At 51.6% G+C, this 16967-nt stretch carries 14 protein-coding genes and 1 riboswitch; of the genes, 4 read left to right on the plus strand and 10 right to left on the minus strand.

Annotated features, from left to right (window positions below; genetic code table 11):
* Positions 1–168 precede the first annotated feature (168 nt).
* Together murI and btuB are read right to left on the minus strand one after the other, a co-directional pair.
* Positions 169–1050 carry a glutamate racemase gene (gene murI / locus GW591_RS23290; RefSeq protein ID WP_013577558.1) on the minus strand — a complete coding sequence of 294 codons (882 nt, stop codon included), beginning with the start codon at positions 1048–1050 and terminating at the stop codon, positions 169–171.
* Complete coding sequence (gene btuB, locus GW591_RS23295; protein ID WP_013577559.1) at positions 995–2872, minus strand: TonB-dependent vitamin B12 receptor BtuB; 1878 nt, start codon at positions 2870–2872, stop codon at positions 995–997. The genes murI and btuB overlap by 56 nt, the downstream gene beginning before the upstream one ends.
* A 71-nt stretch (positions 2873–2943) precedes the next feature.
* A riboswitch (cobalamin riboswitch) is annotated at positions 2944–3218 on the minus strand.
* Between the two features lie 141 nt (positions 3219–3359).
* On the opposite strand from btuB, the gene trmA reads away from it, so the two are divergent.
* Positions 3360–4460: a tRNA (uridine(54)-C5)-methyltransferase TrmA gene (gene trmA, locus GW591_RS23300; RefSeq protein WP_121020204.1), complete on the plus strand. Its 1101-nt coding sequence runs from the start codon at positions 3360–3362 to the stop codon at positions 4458–4460.
* Positions 4461–4530: 70 nt separating this feature from the next.
* Here trmA and bglB read toward each other — a convergent pair whose 3' ends face one another.
* The 4 genes from bglB to fabR all read right to left on the minus strand — a co-directional run bounded on the left by bglB (position 4531) and on the right by fabR (position 8570).
* Positions 4531–5670 carry a beta-galactosidase BglB gene (gene bglB, locus GW591_RS23305; RefSeq protein WP_112152604.1) on the minus strand — a complete coding sequence of 380 codons (1140 nt, stop codon included), beginning with the start codon at positions 5668–5670 and terminating at the stop codon, positions 4531–4533.
* Between the two features lie 24 nt (positions 5671–5694).
* Complete coding sequence (locus GW591_RS23310) at positions 5695–7281, minus strand: MFS transporter (RefSeq protein ID WP_013577562.1); 1587 nt, start codon at positions 7279–7281, stop codon at positions 5695–5697.
* Positions 7282–7555: 274 nt separating this feature from the next.
* Positions 7556–7915, minus strand: coding sequence for a YijD family membrane protein (locus tag GW591_RS23315; RefSeq protein WP_013577564.1), 360 nt, complete (start codon positions 7913–7915; stop codon positions 7556–7558).
* Positions 7890–8570 (minus strand): HTH-type transcriptional repressor FabR, encoded by a 681-nt coding sequence (fabR, locus tag GW591_RS23320; RefSeq protein WP_013577565.1) that lies wholly within the window; start codon positions 8568–8570, stop codon positions 7890–7892. The genes GW591_RS23315 and fabR overlap by 26 nt, the downstream gene beginning before the upstream one ends.
* 212 nt (positions 8571–8782) lie before the next feature.
* Here fabR and sthA point away from each other — a divergent pair, with 212 nt between their 5' ends.
* Positions 8783–10183, plus strand: a complete 1401-nt coding sequence (gene sthA / locus GW591_RS23325; protein WP_013577566.1) for a Si-specific NAD(P)(+) transhydrogenase — start codon at positions 8783–8785, stop codon at positions 10181–10183.
* Here sthA and oxyR read toward each other — a convergent pair.
* A complete protein-coding gene (gene oxyR, locus GW591_RS23330) occupies positions 10166–11089 on the minus strand; it encodes a DNA-binding transcriptional regulator OxyR (RefSeq protein ID WP_013577567.1) in 924 nt (307 codons plus the stop codon). The genes sthA and oxyR overlap by 18 nt on opposite strands.
* 160 nt (positions 11090–11249) lie before the next feature.
* On the opposite strand from oxyR, the gene GW591_RS23335 reads away from it, so the two are divergent.
* The gene (locus tag GW591_RS23335; protein ID WP_013577568.1) at positions 11250–12011 is read left to right on the plus strand and encodes a glutathione peroxidase; all 762 of its coding nucleotides are present in this window, start codon (positions 11250–11252) and stop codon (positions 12009–12011) included.
* Positions 12012–12065: 54 nt separating this feature from the next.
* Here GW591_RS23335 and argH read toward each other — a convergent pair whose 3' ends face one another.
* The 3 genes from argH to argC form a co-directional block, all read right to left on the minus strand.
* Complete coding sequence (gene argH / locus GW591_RS23340; protein WP_013577569.1) at positions 12066–13439, minus strand: argininosuccinate lyase; 1374 nt, start codon at positions 13437–13439, stop codon at positions 12066–12068.
* Positions 13440–13522: 83 nt separating this feature from the next.
* Positions 13523–14296 (minus strand): acetylglutamate kinase, encoded by a 774-nt coding sequence (gene argB / locus GW591_RS23345; protein ID WP_013577570.1) that lies wholly within the window; start codon positions 14294–14296, stop codon positions 13523–13525.
* 131 nt (positions 14297–14427) lie between these two features.
* Complete coding sequence (gene argC, locus GW591_RS23350; RefSeq protein WP_013577571.1) at positions 14428–15432, minus strand: N-acetyl-gamma-glutamyl-phosphate reductase; 1005 nt, start codon at positions 15430–15432, stop codon at positions 14428–14430.
* A gap of 138 nt (positions 15433–15570) precedes the next feature.
* On the opposite strand from argC, the gene argE reads away from it, so the two are divergent.
* Entirely contained in the window at positions 15571–16722 is a 1152-nt protein-coding gene (gene argE, locus GW591_RS23355) for an acetylornithine deacetylase (protein ID WP_041673179.1), read from the plus strand.
* Positions 16723–16967 lie beyond the last annotated feature (245 nt).

Raw genomic sequence — 16967 nt, forward strand, 5'->3', positions numbered from 1 at the left:
AGTCAAGAGATTATTCATTCGAACATTCTTCTTTTTCTCTTCCCGTCCGGGCGACTTGTCAGTCGTTGTTCCCGGTCAGTGGAGGCGCATTATAGGGAGTTCTCAGAAGGCCGCAACCCCTAAAATACAAATAATTTACCGACCGCTGAATCTTTCATCAAATGATGTTTAAAGCGGCAATTCCTGGATACTTCTGAAGCCATATGCCTGTAAAACAGGCAGCAAACTTTGCGCCTCTGCAGTCATCGCCATGCAGTAGGCGACACACTCGATTTCCACATCGGCTTTTCTTTCAGGAATTGGCACATGAGAAGTTTCAATTAACCAATGCGCACGCCTCGCAATCGCAGAACCCGAGTCGATCATACGCGTACCATCAGGCAAAACCTGTGACAGCTCTTGCGAAAGCAACGGGAAATGCGTGCAACCTAAGACCACCGTGTCTGGCGGTTCACGTAAACGCAACCAAGGATGCAGGATTTTCTTCAACGCCGCTAACGAAACCTCTTCACCATGCAGCTTCGCTTCCGCAAGTTCTACCAGTTCCGCCGAACCCAGCATCAGAATCTGACAATCCGTCGCAAAGCGTGCGACCAGATCATGCGTATAAGGACGCTGAACTGTCGCACGGGTCGCCAGCAATCCGACCACACCATTACGCGTTAATTTAGCTGCAGGTTTGATTGCCGGGACAACCCCGACAACAGGACAACTGAATTTGGCGCGTAATGCGGGGAGAGAAACGGTGCTCGCAGTGTTGCAGGCGATGACAATAATAGAAAGGGGATGGCGTTTCGCAACAGCGGTGACAATCTCCACCACGCGCTCAACGATAAACTCTTCGGATTTCTCGCCGTAGGGGAAAGCCACATTATCGAAGGCATATATATAGTGCAGGTCCGGCAACATCTGCCGGACCTCATCATAAACCGACAACCCGCCGACGCCAGAATCGAAAACCAGCACCGTCGGGCGGTCAGGAACTTGTGTTGTATCAGAAGGTATAGCTTCCAGTAAGGTTGTACTCACGTCCTGGTGTTTCGTAGCCATAAACCGTCTCGTAATCTTTATCAAAGAGGTTGGCAATTCTACCACGAACCGTCAGATGTGACGTTACCGGATATGACACAGCAAGATCCCAAAGACTCACACCACCCAGGCGTACATTTTCATTGGTGTTGTAATTCTTATCGTATCGTTCACCCAAATACTGATAATTGAGCGACCAGTCAAAATCAGCCACAGTCCAGTCGAGCTGATATTTCGCCTGTTGTTTAGCACGGCGTAATAAAATCTCGTTGGTCTCAGCATTGCGGGGATCCAAATATTCCAATGTGACCTGATGCCTCAACGGACCCGTATCGAAAGACCCGGTCCATTCAACACCCTTAATTGTTGCCTTATCGATATTGTAATAACCGAATTGCTGATTGTCGTAACTGATCATCTGATCGATGTCATTACGATAAGCAGACAAACGCCAGTTCAATGGTCCGGTCAGGCCTTCCAGCCCACCTTCCCATTCTTTACTTTCTTCAGGCTTAAGATCGGCATTACCGCCAAAACTGCCATATAACTGTCCCAGATTAGGCGCTTTAAACGCTGTTCCGTAAGACGCAATCAAACGGTAGCCGTCAATAAACTCCCAGGCAGCACTACTTTGCCAGGTGCCATGCGAACCAAACTGTGAATTATCGTCATTACGCACTGCGCCTTCAAAAGTGAAATCGCTCACTTTTTGCTGAGCTGTCGCGTACACACCCGTGTTTCGTTGGGTATAGCCATCGGTAATATAGTTTGTGCCTGGCTGAGTACTGAGTTTCTGCCAGTCAGCGCCAGCGCTGAGGGTTCCCTGCCCTACCTGGAAAGTGTTTCCCCATTGCAAATTGTATTGATCTGAATCGTCCAGCGTTGCAGAAGCGGAATAAGGACCGTATTTCGGGTCATAATTGTAGTCTTTAGTATTACTATAGCTTCCGCTGATTTGCGTCGAATAGATCCCTTGCTGGAAGCGCAACCCGGTATCGTAAGTCCGGCTGTACAACTGGCGTGTGTCAGGCAGCGCATCACTGTGTGCCGGATCTGCGTAACTGTATGTTCCGTCATAGGCCGTGCGGTTATCAAAACCGTATGCGCGGGCAAAACCGCTGAACTGGTCGTTGAACTGATGCTCAAGACCTGCCCAGAGCGTCTTACTCATGAAGCCATCACGATCGGGTTGACGCGGATCACCGTAATTATCCGGCAGATTCGCCACCACATCGGTACCTTTTGTATAGGTATAGTTCCCAGCTACCGTCAGAACAGTATTCTCACCGAGTTTCTGCTGCGTTGAGCCGTCATAAGCCTGATAGCCGTTTGAACCGATACCGGCTGTCAATGTCGTGCCTAATTTATCACGCGTGGTAATGATGTTAACCACACCCCCAATGGCATCGGAGCCATAAACTGCCGAGCGTGGGCCACGAATAAACTCAATACGCTGAACCAGAGAAATGGGAATCTGGCTGATATCCACCGCGCCGGAAATACCTGCCTGGTTAAGACGCACACCATCCATCAGCACCAATGTGTGGCTGGCATTCGTTCCGCGAACAAATAATGAGGTCTGCTGGCCCATTCCACCGTTCTGGGCAATATCCACGCCCGGTAAACGACGCAAAACATCAGCCACAGATTTTGACTGCCACCGGTCGATATCTGCGCGCGTGACGATATCCGTCGGCGCGAGTACTGAGGAAACGGGCTGTGGAAAACGGTTCGCGGTAACAACCAGATCATCACCACTGTTTGTGGAAGTGCTGTCTTGCGCCCACCCTGAAAAAGCCGTGACAGATAATGCCGTCAGCAGCACATGCTTTTTAATTGTCATGAATCGAGCATCCAAACTTAATTGGCGGATGCCGCAGAGGATCACCGACGGTATTTCGCGACGACGATGATTAATGCGACGTAACATCGGCAGGTCTTCGGACTTAGGATTTGCAGGCTAATTAATTACGTCGTAATTAATTAAAAAATACCCGCACCGGGCGATGACTTCCCATCTCCTCTTCTCTCTTGTCTTTATATAAAGAGGGAAAGAGAAAGAAGAAACAGTGTCTGCATAATAAAGAATGCTATCGCCGTGATTTCCCCATACCGCTGCGCGCCAGTTCCGGATTCACACCGGATTCCCTTTTAACTCAGTCAATGAGGCCGAAGCGCAATCCTACGATCAACCCATTTGGAAATCCAGACATCCGTAACGTCAGGTATGTTTTACCGGAAGAAATGCAACAAAGGTGGACATAGGAGTGACTTTCCCTACAATCCCCCGCAAAGTTTGTTCATTTACTTCCTGTTAGACGAGATAACCGATGACGCCTGAAAACCTGCCCATTGAACACTATGACGACCAGCTGGCGGAAAAGACCGCACGTCTCACGGCGATGATGTCGCCTTATAATGCGCCGCAGCCTGACGTTTTCCGTTCTCCTGTCAGCCATTATCGTATGCGCGCCGAATTCCGTGTCTGGCACGATGAAGGCGACCTGTACTACATCATGTTTGATCAGCAGACCAAAGCCCGTGTGCGTGTGGACCAGTTCCCGACCGCCAGCGAACTGATTAACCGCCTGATGCCTAAGCTTATTGCGGCCATCAAACAAGATCCGGCATTGCGCCGCAAGATCTTCCAGGTCGACTATCTGTCGACCCGCAGTGGCAAAATCATTGCCTCGCTGCTTTACCATCGTAAGCTTGATGACGAATGGCAGCAGGCTGCTACCGCCTTGCGCGACCAGTTGCGCGCTGACGGGTTTGACATCCAGCTGATTGGCCGTGCAGCCAAAACTAAAATCATGCTCGATCAGGATTATGTCGACGAAGTCCTTCCGGTGGCGGGCCGCGATATGATTTACCGTCAGGTGGAAAACAGTTTCACCCAGCCAAACGCTGAGATGAACATTCAGATGCTGGAATGGGCGCTGAAGGCCACGGAAAACTCGACCGGCGATTTGCTGGAACTTTACTGTGGTAACGGCAACTTCTCGCTGGCTCTGGCACGCAACTTTCGCCGCGTTCTGGCGACAGAAATCGCCAAACCTTCCGTCGCAGCCGCGCAATTCAACATTGCGGCGAACCATATTGATAACGTGCAGATTATCCGCATGGCGGCCGAAGATTTCACACAGGCGCTGAATGGCGTACGCGAATTCCGCCGTTTGCAGGATATTGATTTAAGCGGGTATGAATGCAACACCATTTTTGTCGACCCGCCGCGCAGCGGACTGGATGACGAAACAGTGAAGATGGTGGCAGGCTACGACCGTATTCTTTATATCTCCTGCAATCCGGAAACACTGTGCGCGAATCTGGAAACACTGAGCAAGACGCACCGCGTGACACGTCTGGCGTTGTTTGATCAGTTCCCGTATACGCACCATATGGAATCTGGCGTGCTGCTGGAAAAAATCTGACAGCGGATGAAAAAACAAAAACGGGCACCTTTTGAGTGCCCGTTTTTACTTCAGTCCGTTATCCGCAATACTACAGATAAACCCGCAGATATTCTGACAGACACAGGATCGCCATTGCCTGTCCGTAAGGCATTGAGGTCAGCGCGATTTCACGATAGAAATCGAGATCATTCCCCATCGCCGTTCCGAATGATGTTTGCGTCAGCTCCCCTGCCGGGTTGATGTGTTTGATCACCCCCTGAATGGCTTTCTCCGCCACCGGCGCATAAGACGCATCGATATAACGTTTACGCACGGCTTTCAGAATGCCATAGGCGAAACCGGCGGTCGCTGAGCTCTCAAGATAAGATTGCGGGTCATCAAGCAGCGTATGCCATAAACCGCTGTCATCCTGACATTTCGCCAGCGCACTGACCTGACTTTCCAGCACCTGCAATAAATAGCGACGGGTGGCGTTATTTTCCGGTAAATCCACCAGTTCGAGGAATTCCGGGATCGCGATGGTCAGCCAGCTGTTGCCACGCGCCCAGCGGGCCTGCGCAAAGTTATGATGTCCGTCGAACGTCCAGCCGTGGAACCACAGACCGGTCTCGCGATCCATCAGATACTGCACGTGCATCAGGAACTGATACGTCGCTTCTTCGACAAACTCCGGACGGTCCAGCAATTTGCCGATTTTCGCCAGCGGCAGCACGCTCATCATCAGTGTGTCGTCCCACATTTGCTGATGATTTTCGTTGTTATAAACGATGTGCTGCATCGCACCTTTATCAGTGCGCGGCATTTCATACATTACCCATTCCGCCCAGCGCTCCAGATAAGGGCGCCATGCCGCATTGCCGGTTTCCTCATAACGATAAGCCAGCGTCAGGAACGGGCTCATGGTATTGACGTTTTTGGTCGGCGTGCCTTCCGCCAGACGCGCGGTAAACCAGTCGTCGATCACCGCACGCATTTTTTCGTCACCAGTCTGCTGATAATACTGATAAATCCCGTAAAGTCCGATACCGTGCGTCCACTCCCAGCCTGCCCAGCCTTTGGTATCAATCACGCGGCCATCGTCCAACCGCAGCAGGAATTCACCGGTTTTATCTTCGATATTCACCAGATTGTTGGTCACGTTGTGGATCAGCGATTTCAGTTCCCCGCGAGAAATGAAATGTTCCGGCTGTCGCAGCAAGGCACTGTGTTTAACTTCAAAAACTTTCATGGCGTTCTCCTGTGAATTCAAAATTTATAAACGTCCCTGGACCGGCATTTCAGCGGTATTTTCACGGGTCAGCTTTTCGGGAGGCGGGTTATTGCGATGCAGATAACCGATGTTGTTATTGCCCCACAGAGATTCGTATTTCATTCCTGTCAGCATTTCGACCGTAGCCCGGTCTTCCGGCGTAATTTGCTCCGGTACGATACGGTTAGCATCACGCATTTTCTGCGTTTCGCGGGTCAGCACACCGTGCGTTTTCTGATTAAGACGGAAGAACAGGGAGATGGTGAAACCGATACTGAGCATCAGCAATGACCCGATCACCAGTACACCAAGAATGGTATGACCGACTGCCGGAACCTGCTGACTTTGCCCGGAAACGAACCCGGCAAGTTGCAAGATAATCCCTACCAGCATCACCGCACCGGCCTGTGATGCTTTGCGGGTCAGCGTCATCACGCCGGCGAAAATCCCTTCGCGGCGCTGACCGGTAATGGTTTCATCAACGTCAGCGATATAGGTGTAGATATTCCACGGCACGTAGTTGATCCCGCCACGGCCAAGACCGGCCAGCGCGGAAATCAGCAGCAGTAATGACATCGAATCATTCATACCGGTGTAATACAGCACGCCGTACGAGATAGCGGCCAGCCCGAACAGGGAAACAGCCAGACGATAAGATGGTGCAGGACCAAAGCGGATACACAGCGGGATCATGCCAATTACCGCCACGAATTGCAGGATGGCCATCATGCCCATCAGGTTGGAGGCAATTGCAGCACTTTGCATCAGCACGAACACGACGTAATAGGTGAAGACGGCATTAAACACGTCCTGCGCGATATACCCGCCAAGGTATAACCCCAGATGTTGACGGAAAATCTTGATGCGCAGCGTCGAGGATAATTCCACTTTCAGACGTTTCAGGCTTTGCGCCAGCGTCAGTTGCTGACGTTCGCGCTCAATTTTCTTCGTGGCTTCAGATTTGAGCTCTTCCGGTCTTTCCCAGGTAAAGAAATACACCAGTGTCAGAACGAATGCGCAAATTACCGCAAAGACCAGGCTCGAATAGAAGAAGGAAATGGCATTATCTTTGCCGAAATGCTGCAACAGAATCCCCGGCAGGAAGGCCGCCAGAATCGCTGACAACTGTGCCAGAGCGATACGGGCGCCGGAAAATTTAGTTTTCTGTTTGAAATCATCGGTCATTTCCGGCACCAGTGTTTCATACGGCACCAGAATCATGGTGTAGACGATATCGAACAGCAGATAGGTCAGCAGATAATAGACATATCCCATGTCTCCCACCCACATGAAGCTGTAGCTGAACACACAAGGAATACCGAGCAGGATGAAGAACTTGCGGCGGCCAAAACGCTTGCCGAGCCAGGTGTTGCCGAAATTATCAGTGAGATACCCCATCAGCGGGCTCAGCACCGCATCGGCTACGCGCGCGGTGGCAAAAATAAAGGTCGCTTCAATGGGCGAAAGACCGCAAAACGTGGTGTAAAAATAGAGTAGCCACGCCGCAGTCAGAGCTGTCGTTCCCGCCCCGAGAAAATCGCCTGACCCGTAAGCGATGTAATTAAAGAATCCGATTTTACGTGTTTTCATTGCCGTGTTGCCTCTGTTAAATCACCTATAGGCGTAGGCTGAATGCGAACGAAAATACTTCGTCCGGCCATGATTCAAATTAACGAGGAGCAGGAATGAAAACCTTTTGGTTTTTGCCACTCAAACGGACTTTATGGCAAAGAAATGAAGAAGTGGGCGATCAATCTCTAAATATTGAACATAGGTTTGATATTAATGAAATGACAGTTCATTAAATGGACTGGATATAAAAAAAGGCAATCCGCAGATTGCCTCGTTGGCTTATGAGGAAGGACTACTGAGCGGAAGACTTACGTTTTTTCAGCTTCAGACCTATCCAGAAGATCAGTGCCACACAAATCAGCGACGGCAGGAAGTTTGAGCCCAGTTCAGGGTATTCTGCGCGCACGATGGTGCTGTACAGTAACAGACCCAGCAGGAAGCAGGCTGCGGCCAGAACCGGTAACCCTTTCGGCATTTCACCGCGGTGGTAACGAACGTGCAGGCAATACACCGCTAACACCAGAGAAATGATCGGGAAGATCGAAAACGTTACGACAGAACTGAATAACGCATCGAAAGTGCCATTAATTGACAGCCCGGCAATCAAAGCCAAAACCAGAGTGCCATTATCCTGGTTCGGTTGTTCGGTCATCTTCTTTACCTCGGGTCATATTAGTGAGGGGGGTCACAGCCGTCCGTTCCTGCTGACGGCGATACCAGTAATATGCGCCTTTGGAAATCATCCGCAGCTGCAACACCAGGCGTTCCTCCAGCTGGCGGCGCTGTGCAATATCCACATCCAGCGCTTCCGCCCCGGCGTTGAAAACGATGATCACCATGGCTTCAGCCTGCGCTTCAGTAAAACTGCGCGGCATATGGTTTTCGAGTTGCAGATAGTCGGCAAGTTCCGCAATAAAATGCTGAATTTCACGGGCGACGGCGGCACGAAACGCCGATGACGTACCGGAGCGTTCACGTAACAACAGGCGGAATGCGTTGGGATTGTTACCGATGAATTCCATAAACGTGGAGACGGATGTGCGGATCACGCTGCCCCCTTTCGCAATGCGCTGGCGTGCCTGGCGCATCAGCTGACGCAGCATCAGACCACTTTCATCAACCATTGTCAGACCCAGTTCATCCACATCGCGAAAGTGCCGGTAAAAGGAGGTTGGCGCAATGCCTGCCTCGCGGGAAACCTCACGCAGACTCAGACTGGCAAAGCTACGCTCGGCACTAAGCTGGCTAAAAGCCGCCTCAATCAGTGAGCGGCGCGTGCGCTCTTTTTGTTGTGCTCTTACGCCCATAACCTTCATCCGGATAGTATTCTTCTTTTTGATTATTCGCCCGATATCGCTTCACTATACCAAAAATTTTAACGGCCGGAGCCAAAGATACAACAGCATAAAGTGGGTCAGAATGTTGCTGCATTACCATTAAATGACAACTGCATGTGGGGTAAATAGGTGTAATATGTTACTTTCTCGTTGTGATTTTGTATAAAAATAGGTTTCGAACCATGCCACAGCACTCACATTTTGATGCCATCATCATTGGCTCAGGCCCTGGCGGAGAAGGCGCCGCGATGGGACTGGTTAAACAAGGCGCCCGGGTTGCTGTCATCGAACGCTATAACAACGTCGGTGGCGGATGTACTCACTGGGGAACTATCCCTTCCAAAGCATTACGCCACGCCGTCAGCAGAATCATCGAATTTAACCAAAACCCGCTCTACAGTGATAACTCCCGCACTATGAGTTCGAGTTTCCCGGACATCCTGCGTCACGCCGATTCGGTTATTAATCAGCAAACACGTATGCGCCAGGGTTTCTATGAGAGAAACCAATGCCAGCTGTTTTCCGGAGATGCCAGTTTTGTGGATGCCAACACCATCAGCATCCGCTATGCCGATAACACACACGAACAAATTACCGCTGATAACATCGTTATTGCCTGCGGCTCCCGTCCTTACCGGCCAGCCAATGTCGATTTTGGCCATCCGCGGATTTACGACAGCGATCTCATTCTTGAACTGAGCCATGAGCCACGCCACGTGATTATCTACGGAGCGGGTGTAATCGGCTGCGAATATGCGTCGATCTTCCGCGGTCTGAACGTCAAAGTGGACTTAATCAACACCCGTGACCGCTTGTTGTCTTTCCTCGATCAGGAAATGTCAGACGCCCTGTCCTATCACTTCTGGAATAACGGTGTGGTTATCCGCCACAACGAAGAGTTCGAGATGATCGAAGGCGTGGAAGACGGTGTGATCATGCATCTTAAATCCGGTAAAAAAGTGAAAGCTGATGCACTGCTGTATGCCAACGGGCGCACAGGTAACACCGATAAACTGGGTCTGGAGAACATTGGTCTGGAAGCTGACAGCCGCGGGCTGCTGAAAGTGAACAGCATGTATCAGACTGCGCTGTCGCATATTTATGCGGTCGGTGACGTCATTGGCTATCCAAGCCTGGCATCAGCGGCTTACGATCAGGGACGTATCGCCGCGCAGGCCATGATTCAGGGCGAAGCGAAAGTCCACCTTATAGAAAACATTCCGACGGGTATTTACACCATTCCTGAAATCAGTTCCGTGGGTAAAACCGAACAGGAACTGACAGCGATGAAAGTGCCCTACGAAGTGGGCCGCGCACAGTTTAAACATCTGGCACGCGCACAAATTGCAGGCATGAACGTGGGTAGTCTGAAGCTCCTGTTCCACCGTGAGACCAAAGAAATTCTGGGAATTCACTGCTTTGGTGAACGCGCCGCCGAGATTATTCACATCGGTCAGGCCATCATGGAACAGAAAGGTGAAGGGAATACTATCGAGTATTTCGTTAATACCACCTTCAACTATCCGACCATGGCAGAGGCCTATCGCGTTGCGGCACTGAACGGCTTAAACCGCCTGTTTTAAGACTGCAGTTCGGTCCATGTAAGGCTGCATGTGCTCTTTGATGGCTTCCGCCAGCTGCTCGTAACGCCCGCGCAGTGGCGAACCGGGACGATATACCAGCGCGATGGTGCGTCGTGGTTCCGGTTTGTCACACATCAGATACGTCACGCCGTCACGGCTGCGCTCATTGGGCACAGCCAGTGATGGCAGCAACGTAATCCCGCTTCCCGCCGCCACCATATTACGCAGCGTTTCCAGACTGGTTGCCCGGAAATGGGTATCTTCATCCGCGCCTGCCTGGAAGCAGAAACCGAGCGCCTGATCACGCAGGCAGTGCCCGTCTTCCAGCATCAGCAGTTTTTCACCGGCCAGATCGGCCATCGCCACACGATCGCGAGATGCCCATGGATGATCGTCGTAGATCGCCAGCCTCATCGGCTCATCAAACAGCGGCACTTCAATAAACGCTTCGCTCTCTTTCACCAGCGCCAGAATGGCACAGTCGAGTTTTCCGCTGTCCAGCTGAGCCAGTAACTGATGGGTTTGCGCTTCGTGCAGATACATTTCCAGCTTCGGGAAGGTTTTGTGCAGCGAAGGAATAATCTGGGGCAGCAAATAAGGCCCGACGGTCGGGATCAGCCCGATATGCATCGGCCCGGACATCGCTTCACCCTGTTGGCTTGCCATCTCTTTCAGAACTTTCACTTCACGTAACACCGTGCGCGCCTGATCCACCAGCAACAAACCGGCTTGTGTAAACAACACTTTGCGGCTGGTTCTTTCAAGCAACATAACGCCAAGTTCATCTTCCAGTTTACGAATCTGACCGCTTAACGTCGGCTGACTGACATGGCATGAATCTGCTGCGCGGCGAAAGTGACGGAACTCCGCCAGCGCCACCAGATACTCTAGATCGCGAATGTTCATTTTTCCTCCAGTCCCTAAAAGGCAATGAGATAGCTGTTAACGATAGATAAGATAGCAATCAACGATTATATCTATCAACCATTATTGTGAATAATGCCTCCCAGCGAAACGGCAATGCCGAAAATATTTTGTATTTTATTGATTAATTAAGAGGTTATTCATGTTTGCAAGCCAGGAAGGGAAACACGTACCGCACGTTACTTTTCACACCCGACAGGGCGACCAGTGGGTAGATCTCAGCAGCGAGCAGCTGTTTAAAAATAAAACAGTGATTGTGTTTTCATTACCGGGAGCCTTCACCCCGACCTGCTCTTCAAGCCATCTTCCACGTTACAACGAACTGGCTCCGGTCTTTAAAAACCACGGCGTCGACAGCATTCTGTGCGTTTCCGTGAATGACACCTTCGTGATGAACGCCTGGAAAGCCGAACAAAACGCGTCCAACATCACTTTCATTCCGGACGGTAACGGTGAATTCACCAAAGGCATGGACATGCTGGTTGAGAAAGCGGATTTAGGCTTCGGCCCGCGTTCATGGCGTTATTCCATGCTGGTGCGCAATGGTGTAGTCGAGAAAATGTTCGTTGAGCCAAACAAACCGGGTGACCCGTTTGAAGTGTCTGATGCAGACACCATGCTCAAATATCTGGCACCAGAATTTAAAGTACAAGAATCCGTGTCCGTATTCACCAAACCGGGCTGTCCGTTCTGTGCGAAAGCCAAACAAATGTTGCAGGAACGCGGCATTCAGTACGAAGAAATTGTATTAGGTAAAGACGCGACCACCGTCAGTCTGCGCGCCGTGACAGGGCGGGCGACAGTGCCGCAAGTCTTTATCGGTGGACGCCACATTGGGGGAAGTGACGACCTGGAGGTTTACCTCCATTCAGAAACAGAAGCGTTGTGCGAAGTCGCACAATAAGCGTCGGGAAACCAAACAGTAAAATCAGGCGGACTTCGGTCCGCCTTTTTTATTTTACGCTAAACGCGCTTTCGCATCGGCAATCGCCTGCGCGACCTGCTGCGGAGAAACGCCACCTTTGGCGGCACGTTTGTCGAGACAGGATTGCAGTTCAAGGATCGCGTAAACGTCATCGCCAATCACATTGCTGAATTTCTGCAAATCAGCCAGCGGCAATTCTTCCAGCGCCTTCCCCTGATTAATCGCTTCGACCACCGCTTCACCCACAATATGGTGTGCTTCGCGGAACGGCACGCCTTTGGCAACCAGATAGTCTGCCAGTTCGGTGGAATTAGCGTAGCCTTGCTGTGCAGCTTCTTTCGCACGCGGGCGTTTCACCTGAATGCCGTCCAGCACCAGCGACGCCATATTCAGGCAATCCATCCAGGTGTCGAGCGCATCGAACAGCCCTTCTTTGTCTTCCTGCATGTCTTTGTTGTACGCCAGCGGCAGGCCCTTCATGGTCATCATCATGCCAGTCAGTGCGCCTTGTACGCGGCCACATTTGCCGCGGATCAGCTCCAGCGCATCCGGGTTTTTCTTCTGCGGCATCAGGGAGGAACCTGACGTTACGCGATCGGACAAATCAATAAACGCCGCTTCGCCGGTGTTAAAGAAGATCAGGTCTTCGGCAAAACGGGAAAGGTGAACCATACTGATGGCCGCGTTGGACAGCAGTTCAAGAACATGGTCACGGTCAGAAACGCTGTCGAGGCTGTTACGGGTCGCAGAAGCAAAACCTAACCAGCCCGCCAGCTGTTCGCGATCCATCGGATATGCCGTACCGGCCAGTGCGCCACAGCCCAGCGGGCTGACGTCCAGACGGGTCAGGGTATCTTTCAGACGGCTTTCGTCACGCGCCAGCATTTCAACATACGCCATGCACCAGTGCGCAAAGGTCACAGGCTGAGCGCGTTGCAGATGGGTGTAACCCGGCATCACCGCGTCCTGATTGGCTTCGGCGGTGGCAACCAGCGCCTGCTGTAAATGATGCAATGCATCGCCCAGTTCAACCACCTGCGCTTTACACCACAGTTTGATGTCGGTCGCGACCTGATCGTTACGGCTGCGGCCGGTATGCAGTTTCTTGCCAAGATTACCGACTTTGTCGATCAGTTTACCTTCGACCCAGCTATGAATATCTTCGGCGTCGCTGGCTAAAATAGCGCGGGGATTGGCACGGACTTCTTCCAGCAGCACGGTCAGCGCCTCTTCCAGCTGGATTTGCTCGTCAGCGGTTAATACGTTGACGGTCACCAGCGCTTTGGACCAGGCTACTGAGCCCACGATGTCCTGCTCTGCCAGCCGGTAATCGAAACGCAGTGAGTCATTGAGTTCTTTAAACCGCTGATCCGCTGCCTGAGTAAAACGTCCGCCCCAAAGTGCCATTTTCCTGCTCCTGAATTTTTTATGCAAAAGGGCGCACTATGCTGCGCCCTTGAAAAGGGTATACCGAATGCGCCGCCGGTGCGTTACGCCAGAATACGTGTGCCGATGGCGACGCCGTTAAACAGTGCCGGTAATTGTTCGGCATGACGCCAGCTGGCAATATCAACCGGACGTCCCAGAGAACGGGCGGCGTCCAGCGCAGCGTGAACTTTGACGATCATGCCATCGGTGATAATACCCTGCGCGATAAGCTGCTCGGCTTTCTCTGCGCTCATTTCCGGGATACGCTGACCTTTGCCGTCAAGAATGCCACTGACATCAGACAGCAGGATCAGATCCGCGCCCAGCGTGGCCGCCAGTGCGGTCGCAGCCTGATCAGCGTTAACGTTCATCAGCTCGCCGTTTGCGGTGATGCCGATAGAACTGACAATCGGCAGGTAGCCTGCGCCGTGCAGCGTGTTAATCAGCGCCGGGTTACCCGCTTCGGCTTTACCGACGAAGCCCAGTGATTCATCCAGTTGTGTAACGCTGACAGTACCGCCGTCTGCCAGAGACAGGCCAACGGCGTTGATATGATTTTTAACCGCCCACGCCAGCAGGGTTTTGTTAGCGCTGCCAGCAAGTGCGCCGGTGATAATGTCAATCTGATCAGCCGGAGTCACACGCAGACCGGCTTTTTTCACCACCGGCAGATTCAGCTTTTTCATCAGCTCGTCAACCAGGCAGCCGCCACCGTGAACAATAACCAGCGGGCGGTGATATTCCTGACGATAAGCCACTACCGCCATGAACAGGCGCTCGAGCGCTTCTTCATTGTCCAGCAACACACCACCTAATTTTATGACTAACGGATTCATAGCTGTTCGCGCCCCGACCGGTTGAGAATGTTAATTAATAACAATACATTTAATTTAATCTAACACCCCTGCACGTCTGAATAAACGCTCAGGGGCGGTTGTTTTTTGTTTGCTGACAATCTGACGAAGTATTAAAGCAGTGATTGTGTTTCCGGGAAGCCGAAACGGATATTCATGCACTGAACCGCCTGCGCGGACGCGCCTTTAAGCACATTATCCTCCGTCGCCACCACAATCAGATGTTCGCCTTTCACCGCAAAACCGATATCGCAAAACGGCAGGCCAACCACGTCTTTCAGCGCCGGAACGCCTTTGGTGTACAAACGCACCAGCGGTTTATCGTGATAAGCATTATGGAAGGCTTCCGCCACGTCCTGCTCCGTGACACCCGCGTTCAGACGGCAGGTGATGGTCGCCAGAATACCGCGCGGGAAGTTGCCCAGATGCGGTGTGAAAATCACCGGCACGCCAAGGTGCTCGGCAATTTCCGGATGATGACGGTGGCTGAAAAGTTTGTATGGCTGAAGGCTGACTTCGCAGAAGCTGTTGCCGAGCGTGGCTTTACGGCCTGCGCCACTGACACCGCTGGTGGCGTTGATCACCGGCCACTGGCTGTCATTGAGCAAACCATTTTCGATAAGGGGTTTAAGCGCCAGCTGCGAAGCGGTCGGGTAACAGCCCGGAACGGCGATCAGCTGTGCATCTTTTAATTTGTCAGCCTGCCATTCGGCCAGGCCATACACAGCTTGGTCGAGCAGGTCGAGATGCTGATGCTCAAAACCGTAGAATTCGGTATAAAACTCAGGTTTGCTGACGCGAAAAGCACCGGATAGATCAAACACTACGCAGCCCGCCGCCAGAAACTGTGGCGCTAAATCGTGGCTGACTTCATGCGCGGTCGCCAGAAATACCACATCGACACCTTTCGCGGCTTCCGCCACGTCAGTCAGTGGCGAAACAGGCAAATCGACGATGCCTTTTAATTGAGGATGCAAATCAGAAAGTAATTTTCCTGCATCTGCACTTTGCGCTGAAACCGTTAAACCGGTTATGTTCATATGTGGGTGGCGATTCAGGTAAGCAGCGAGTTCGGCTCCGGCATAACCTGTGGCACCAACAATCAGCGTATTTAACATAGGGCTTGTTCACCTTCTCAATTTTTGGGTAGGGGCCGGATGAATTTTTTTCCGGTTTCCTTACGCGCTGGCTTATTGTATTTTTATTCACAATTATTGCATGAATATGAATACTACCCTAACTAAAGGCTGTCAACAGTGAAGATGAAATTACCTCCTTTTATTGAGCTCTACCGGGCGTTAATCGCCACCCCTTCCATCAGCGCCACAGACGCTGCACTGGACCAGAGCAATGAGACGTTAATCAATCTACTGGCAGGCTGGTTCGGTGATTTAGGCTTCAAAGTTGAAGTGCAACCCGTGCCAGGAACACGCCATAAATTCAACATGTTAGCCAGTACCGGTGAAGGTGCAGGCGGGTTGCTGCTGGCGGGTCATACCGATACCGTTCCGTTCGATGACGGCCGCTGGACACGTGATCCTTTCACCCTGACCGAGCATGAAAATAAGCTCTATGGTTTAGGGACTGCCGATATGAAAGGTTTCTTCGCGTTCATCCTCGATTCATTGCGTGATGTCGATCTGACCAAACTGACTAAACCGCTGTATATTTTGGCGACCGCCGATGAAGAAACCACCATGGCCGGTGCCAGCTATTTCTCTAAAAATGCCAAAATTCGCCCTGACTGCGCGATCATCGGTGAACCCACGTCGCTCAAGCCGGTTCGTGCGCATAAGGGGCATCTGTCGAATGCAATCCGCATCACCGGTCAGTCCGGCCATTCCAGTGATCCGTCCCGCGGCGTGAACGCTATTGAACTGATGCACGAATCGATTACCCATTTAATGACGCTGCGCAATACGCTGAAAAGCCGTTACAACCACAGTGGTTTCGTGATCCCGTACCCGACCATGAACTTTGGTTATATCAACGGCGGCGACGCACCAAACCGTATTTGTGCCTGTTGTGAAATGCACATGGATATCCGCCCGCTGCCGGGTCTGACGCTGACCGACATTGATGGTCTGTTGAACGAGGCACTGGCCCCCGTCAGCGAACGCTGGCCGGGACGTATTGTGATTGAAGAACTGCATCCACCGATCCCGGGCTATGAATGTCCGCCGGATCACCCGCTGGTGCAGGTGGTCGAGAAATTACTGGGCGTGGAGACGGAAATCGTTAACTACTGCACCGAAGCGCCGTTTATTCAGGAACTGTGCCCGACGCTGGTGCTCGGACCAGGTTCTATCGATCAGGCACATCAGCCAGATGAATATATTGATACTGCGTTCATTAAACCGACTCGTGAGCTGATTTCTCAGGTTGTTCATCATTTCTGTTATCACTGATACTGAATGAAGGATTGATGAAGAAACAATCAGGGCGCTCACGGGCGCCCTTTGATACTGTACAAAAGGTGGATTAGCCAAACTGATATCGCCGCTGTTGTAATTAAATTTCAGCGACATCGCCAAAAAGACCATTTTTCACGTGAGTGTTCAGGGGTTTTTGGGTTAAAACATGTGCTGCATTTAAAAAGTATGGCCAGGTTGGCAGGGTGAACGGGGCAAGAATGCCTGACGGGTGAAAGTTA

Source organism: Rahnella aceris (assembly GCF_011684115.1).
In the GTDB taxonomy this organism is placed as follows: domain Bacteria; phylum Pseudomonadota; class Gammaproteobacteria; order Enterobacterales; family Enterobacteriaceae; genus Rahnella; species Rahnella aceris.

What these genes read in the sequence shown, in the direction of transcription:
- murI (WP_013577558.1), bottom strand. Translation starts at nt 1,050, where the DNA reads ATGGCTACGAAACACCAGGACGTGAGTACAACCTTACTGGAAGCTATA.
- btuB (WP_013577559.1), bottom strand. Translation starts at nt 2,872, where the DNA reads ATGACAATTAAAAAGCATGTGCTGCTGACGGCATTATCTGTCACGGCT.
- trmA (WP_121020204.1), top strand. Translation starts at nt 3,360, where the DNA reads ATGACGCCTGAAAACCTGCCCATTGAACACTATGACGACCAGCTGGCG.
- bglB (WP_112152604.1), bottom strand. Translation starts at nt 5,670, where the DNA reads ATGAAAGTTTTTGAAGTTAAACACAGTGCCTTGCTGCGACAGCCGGAA.
- GW591_RS23310 (WP_013577562.1), bottom strand. Translation starts at nt 7,281, where the DNA reads ATGAAAACACGTAAAATCGGATTCTTTAATTACATCGCTTACGGGTCA.
- GW591_RS23315 (WP_013577564.1), bottom strand. Translation starts at nt 7,915, where the DNA reads ATGACCGAACAACCGAACCAGGATAATGGCACTCTGGTTTTGGCTTTG.
- fabR (WP_013577565.1), bottom strand. Translation starts at nt 8,570, where the DNA reads ATGGGCGTAAGAGCACAACAAAAAGAGCGCACGCGCCGCTCACTGATT.
- sthA (WP_013577566.1), top strand. Translation starts at nt 8,783, where the DNA reads ATGCCACAGCACTCACATTTTGATGCCATCATCATTGGCTCAGGCCCT.
- oxyR (WP_013577567.1), bottom strand. Translation starts at nt 11,089, where the DNA reads ATGAACATTCGCGATCTAGAGTATCTGGTGGCGCTGGCGGAGTTCCGT.
- GW591_RS23335 (WP_013577568.1), top strand. Translation starts at nt 11,250, where the DNA reads ATGTTTGCAAGCCAGGAAGGGAAACACGTACCGCACGTTACTTTTCAC.
- argH (WP_013577569.1), bottom strand. Translation starts at nt 13,439, where the DNA reads ATGGCACTTTGGGGCGGACGTTTTACTCAGGCAGCGGATCAGCGGTTT.
- argB (WP_013577570.1), bottom strand. Translation starts at nt 14,296, where the DNA reads ATGAATCCGTTAGTCATAAAATTAGGTGGTGTGTTGCTGGACAATGAA.
- argC (WP_013577571.1), bottom strand. Translation starts at nt 15,432, where the DNA reads ATGTTAAATACGCTGATTGTTGGTGCCACAGGTTATGCCGGAGCCGAA.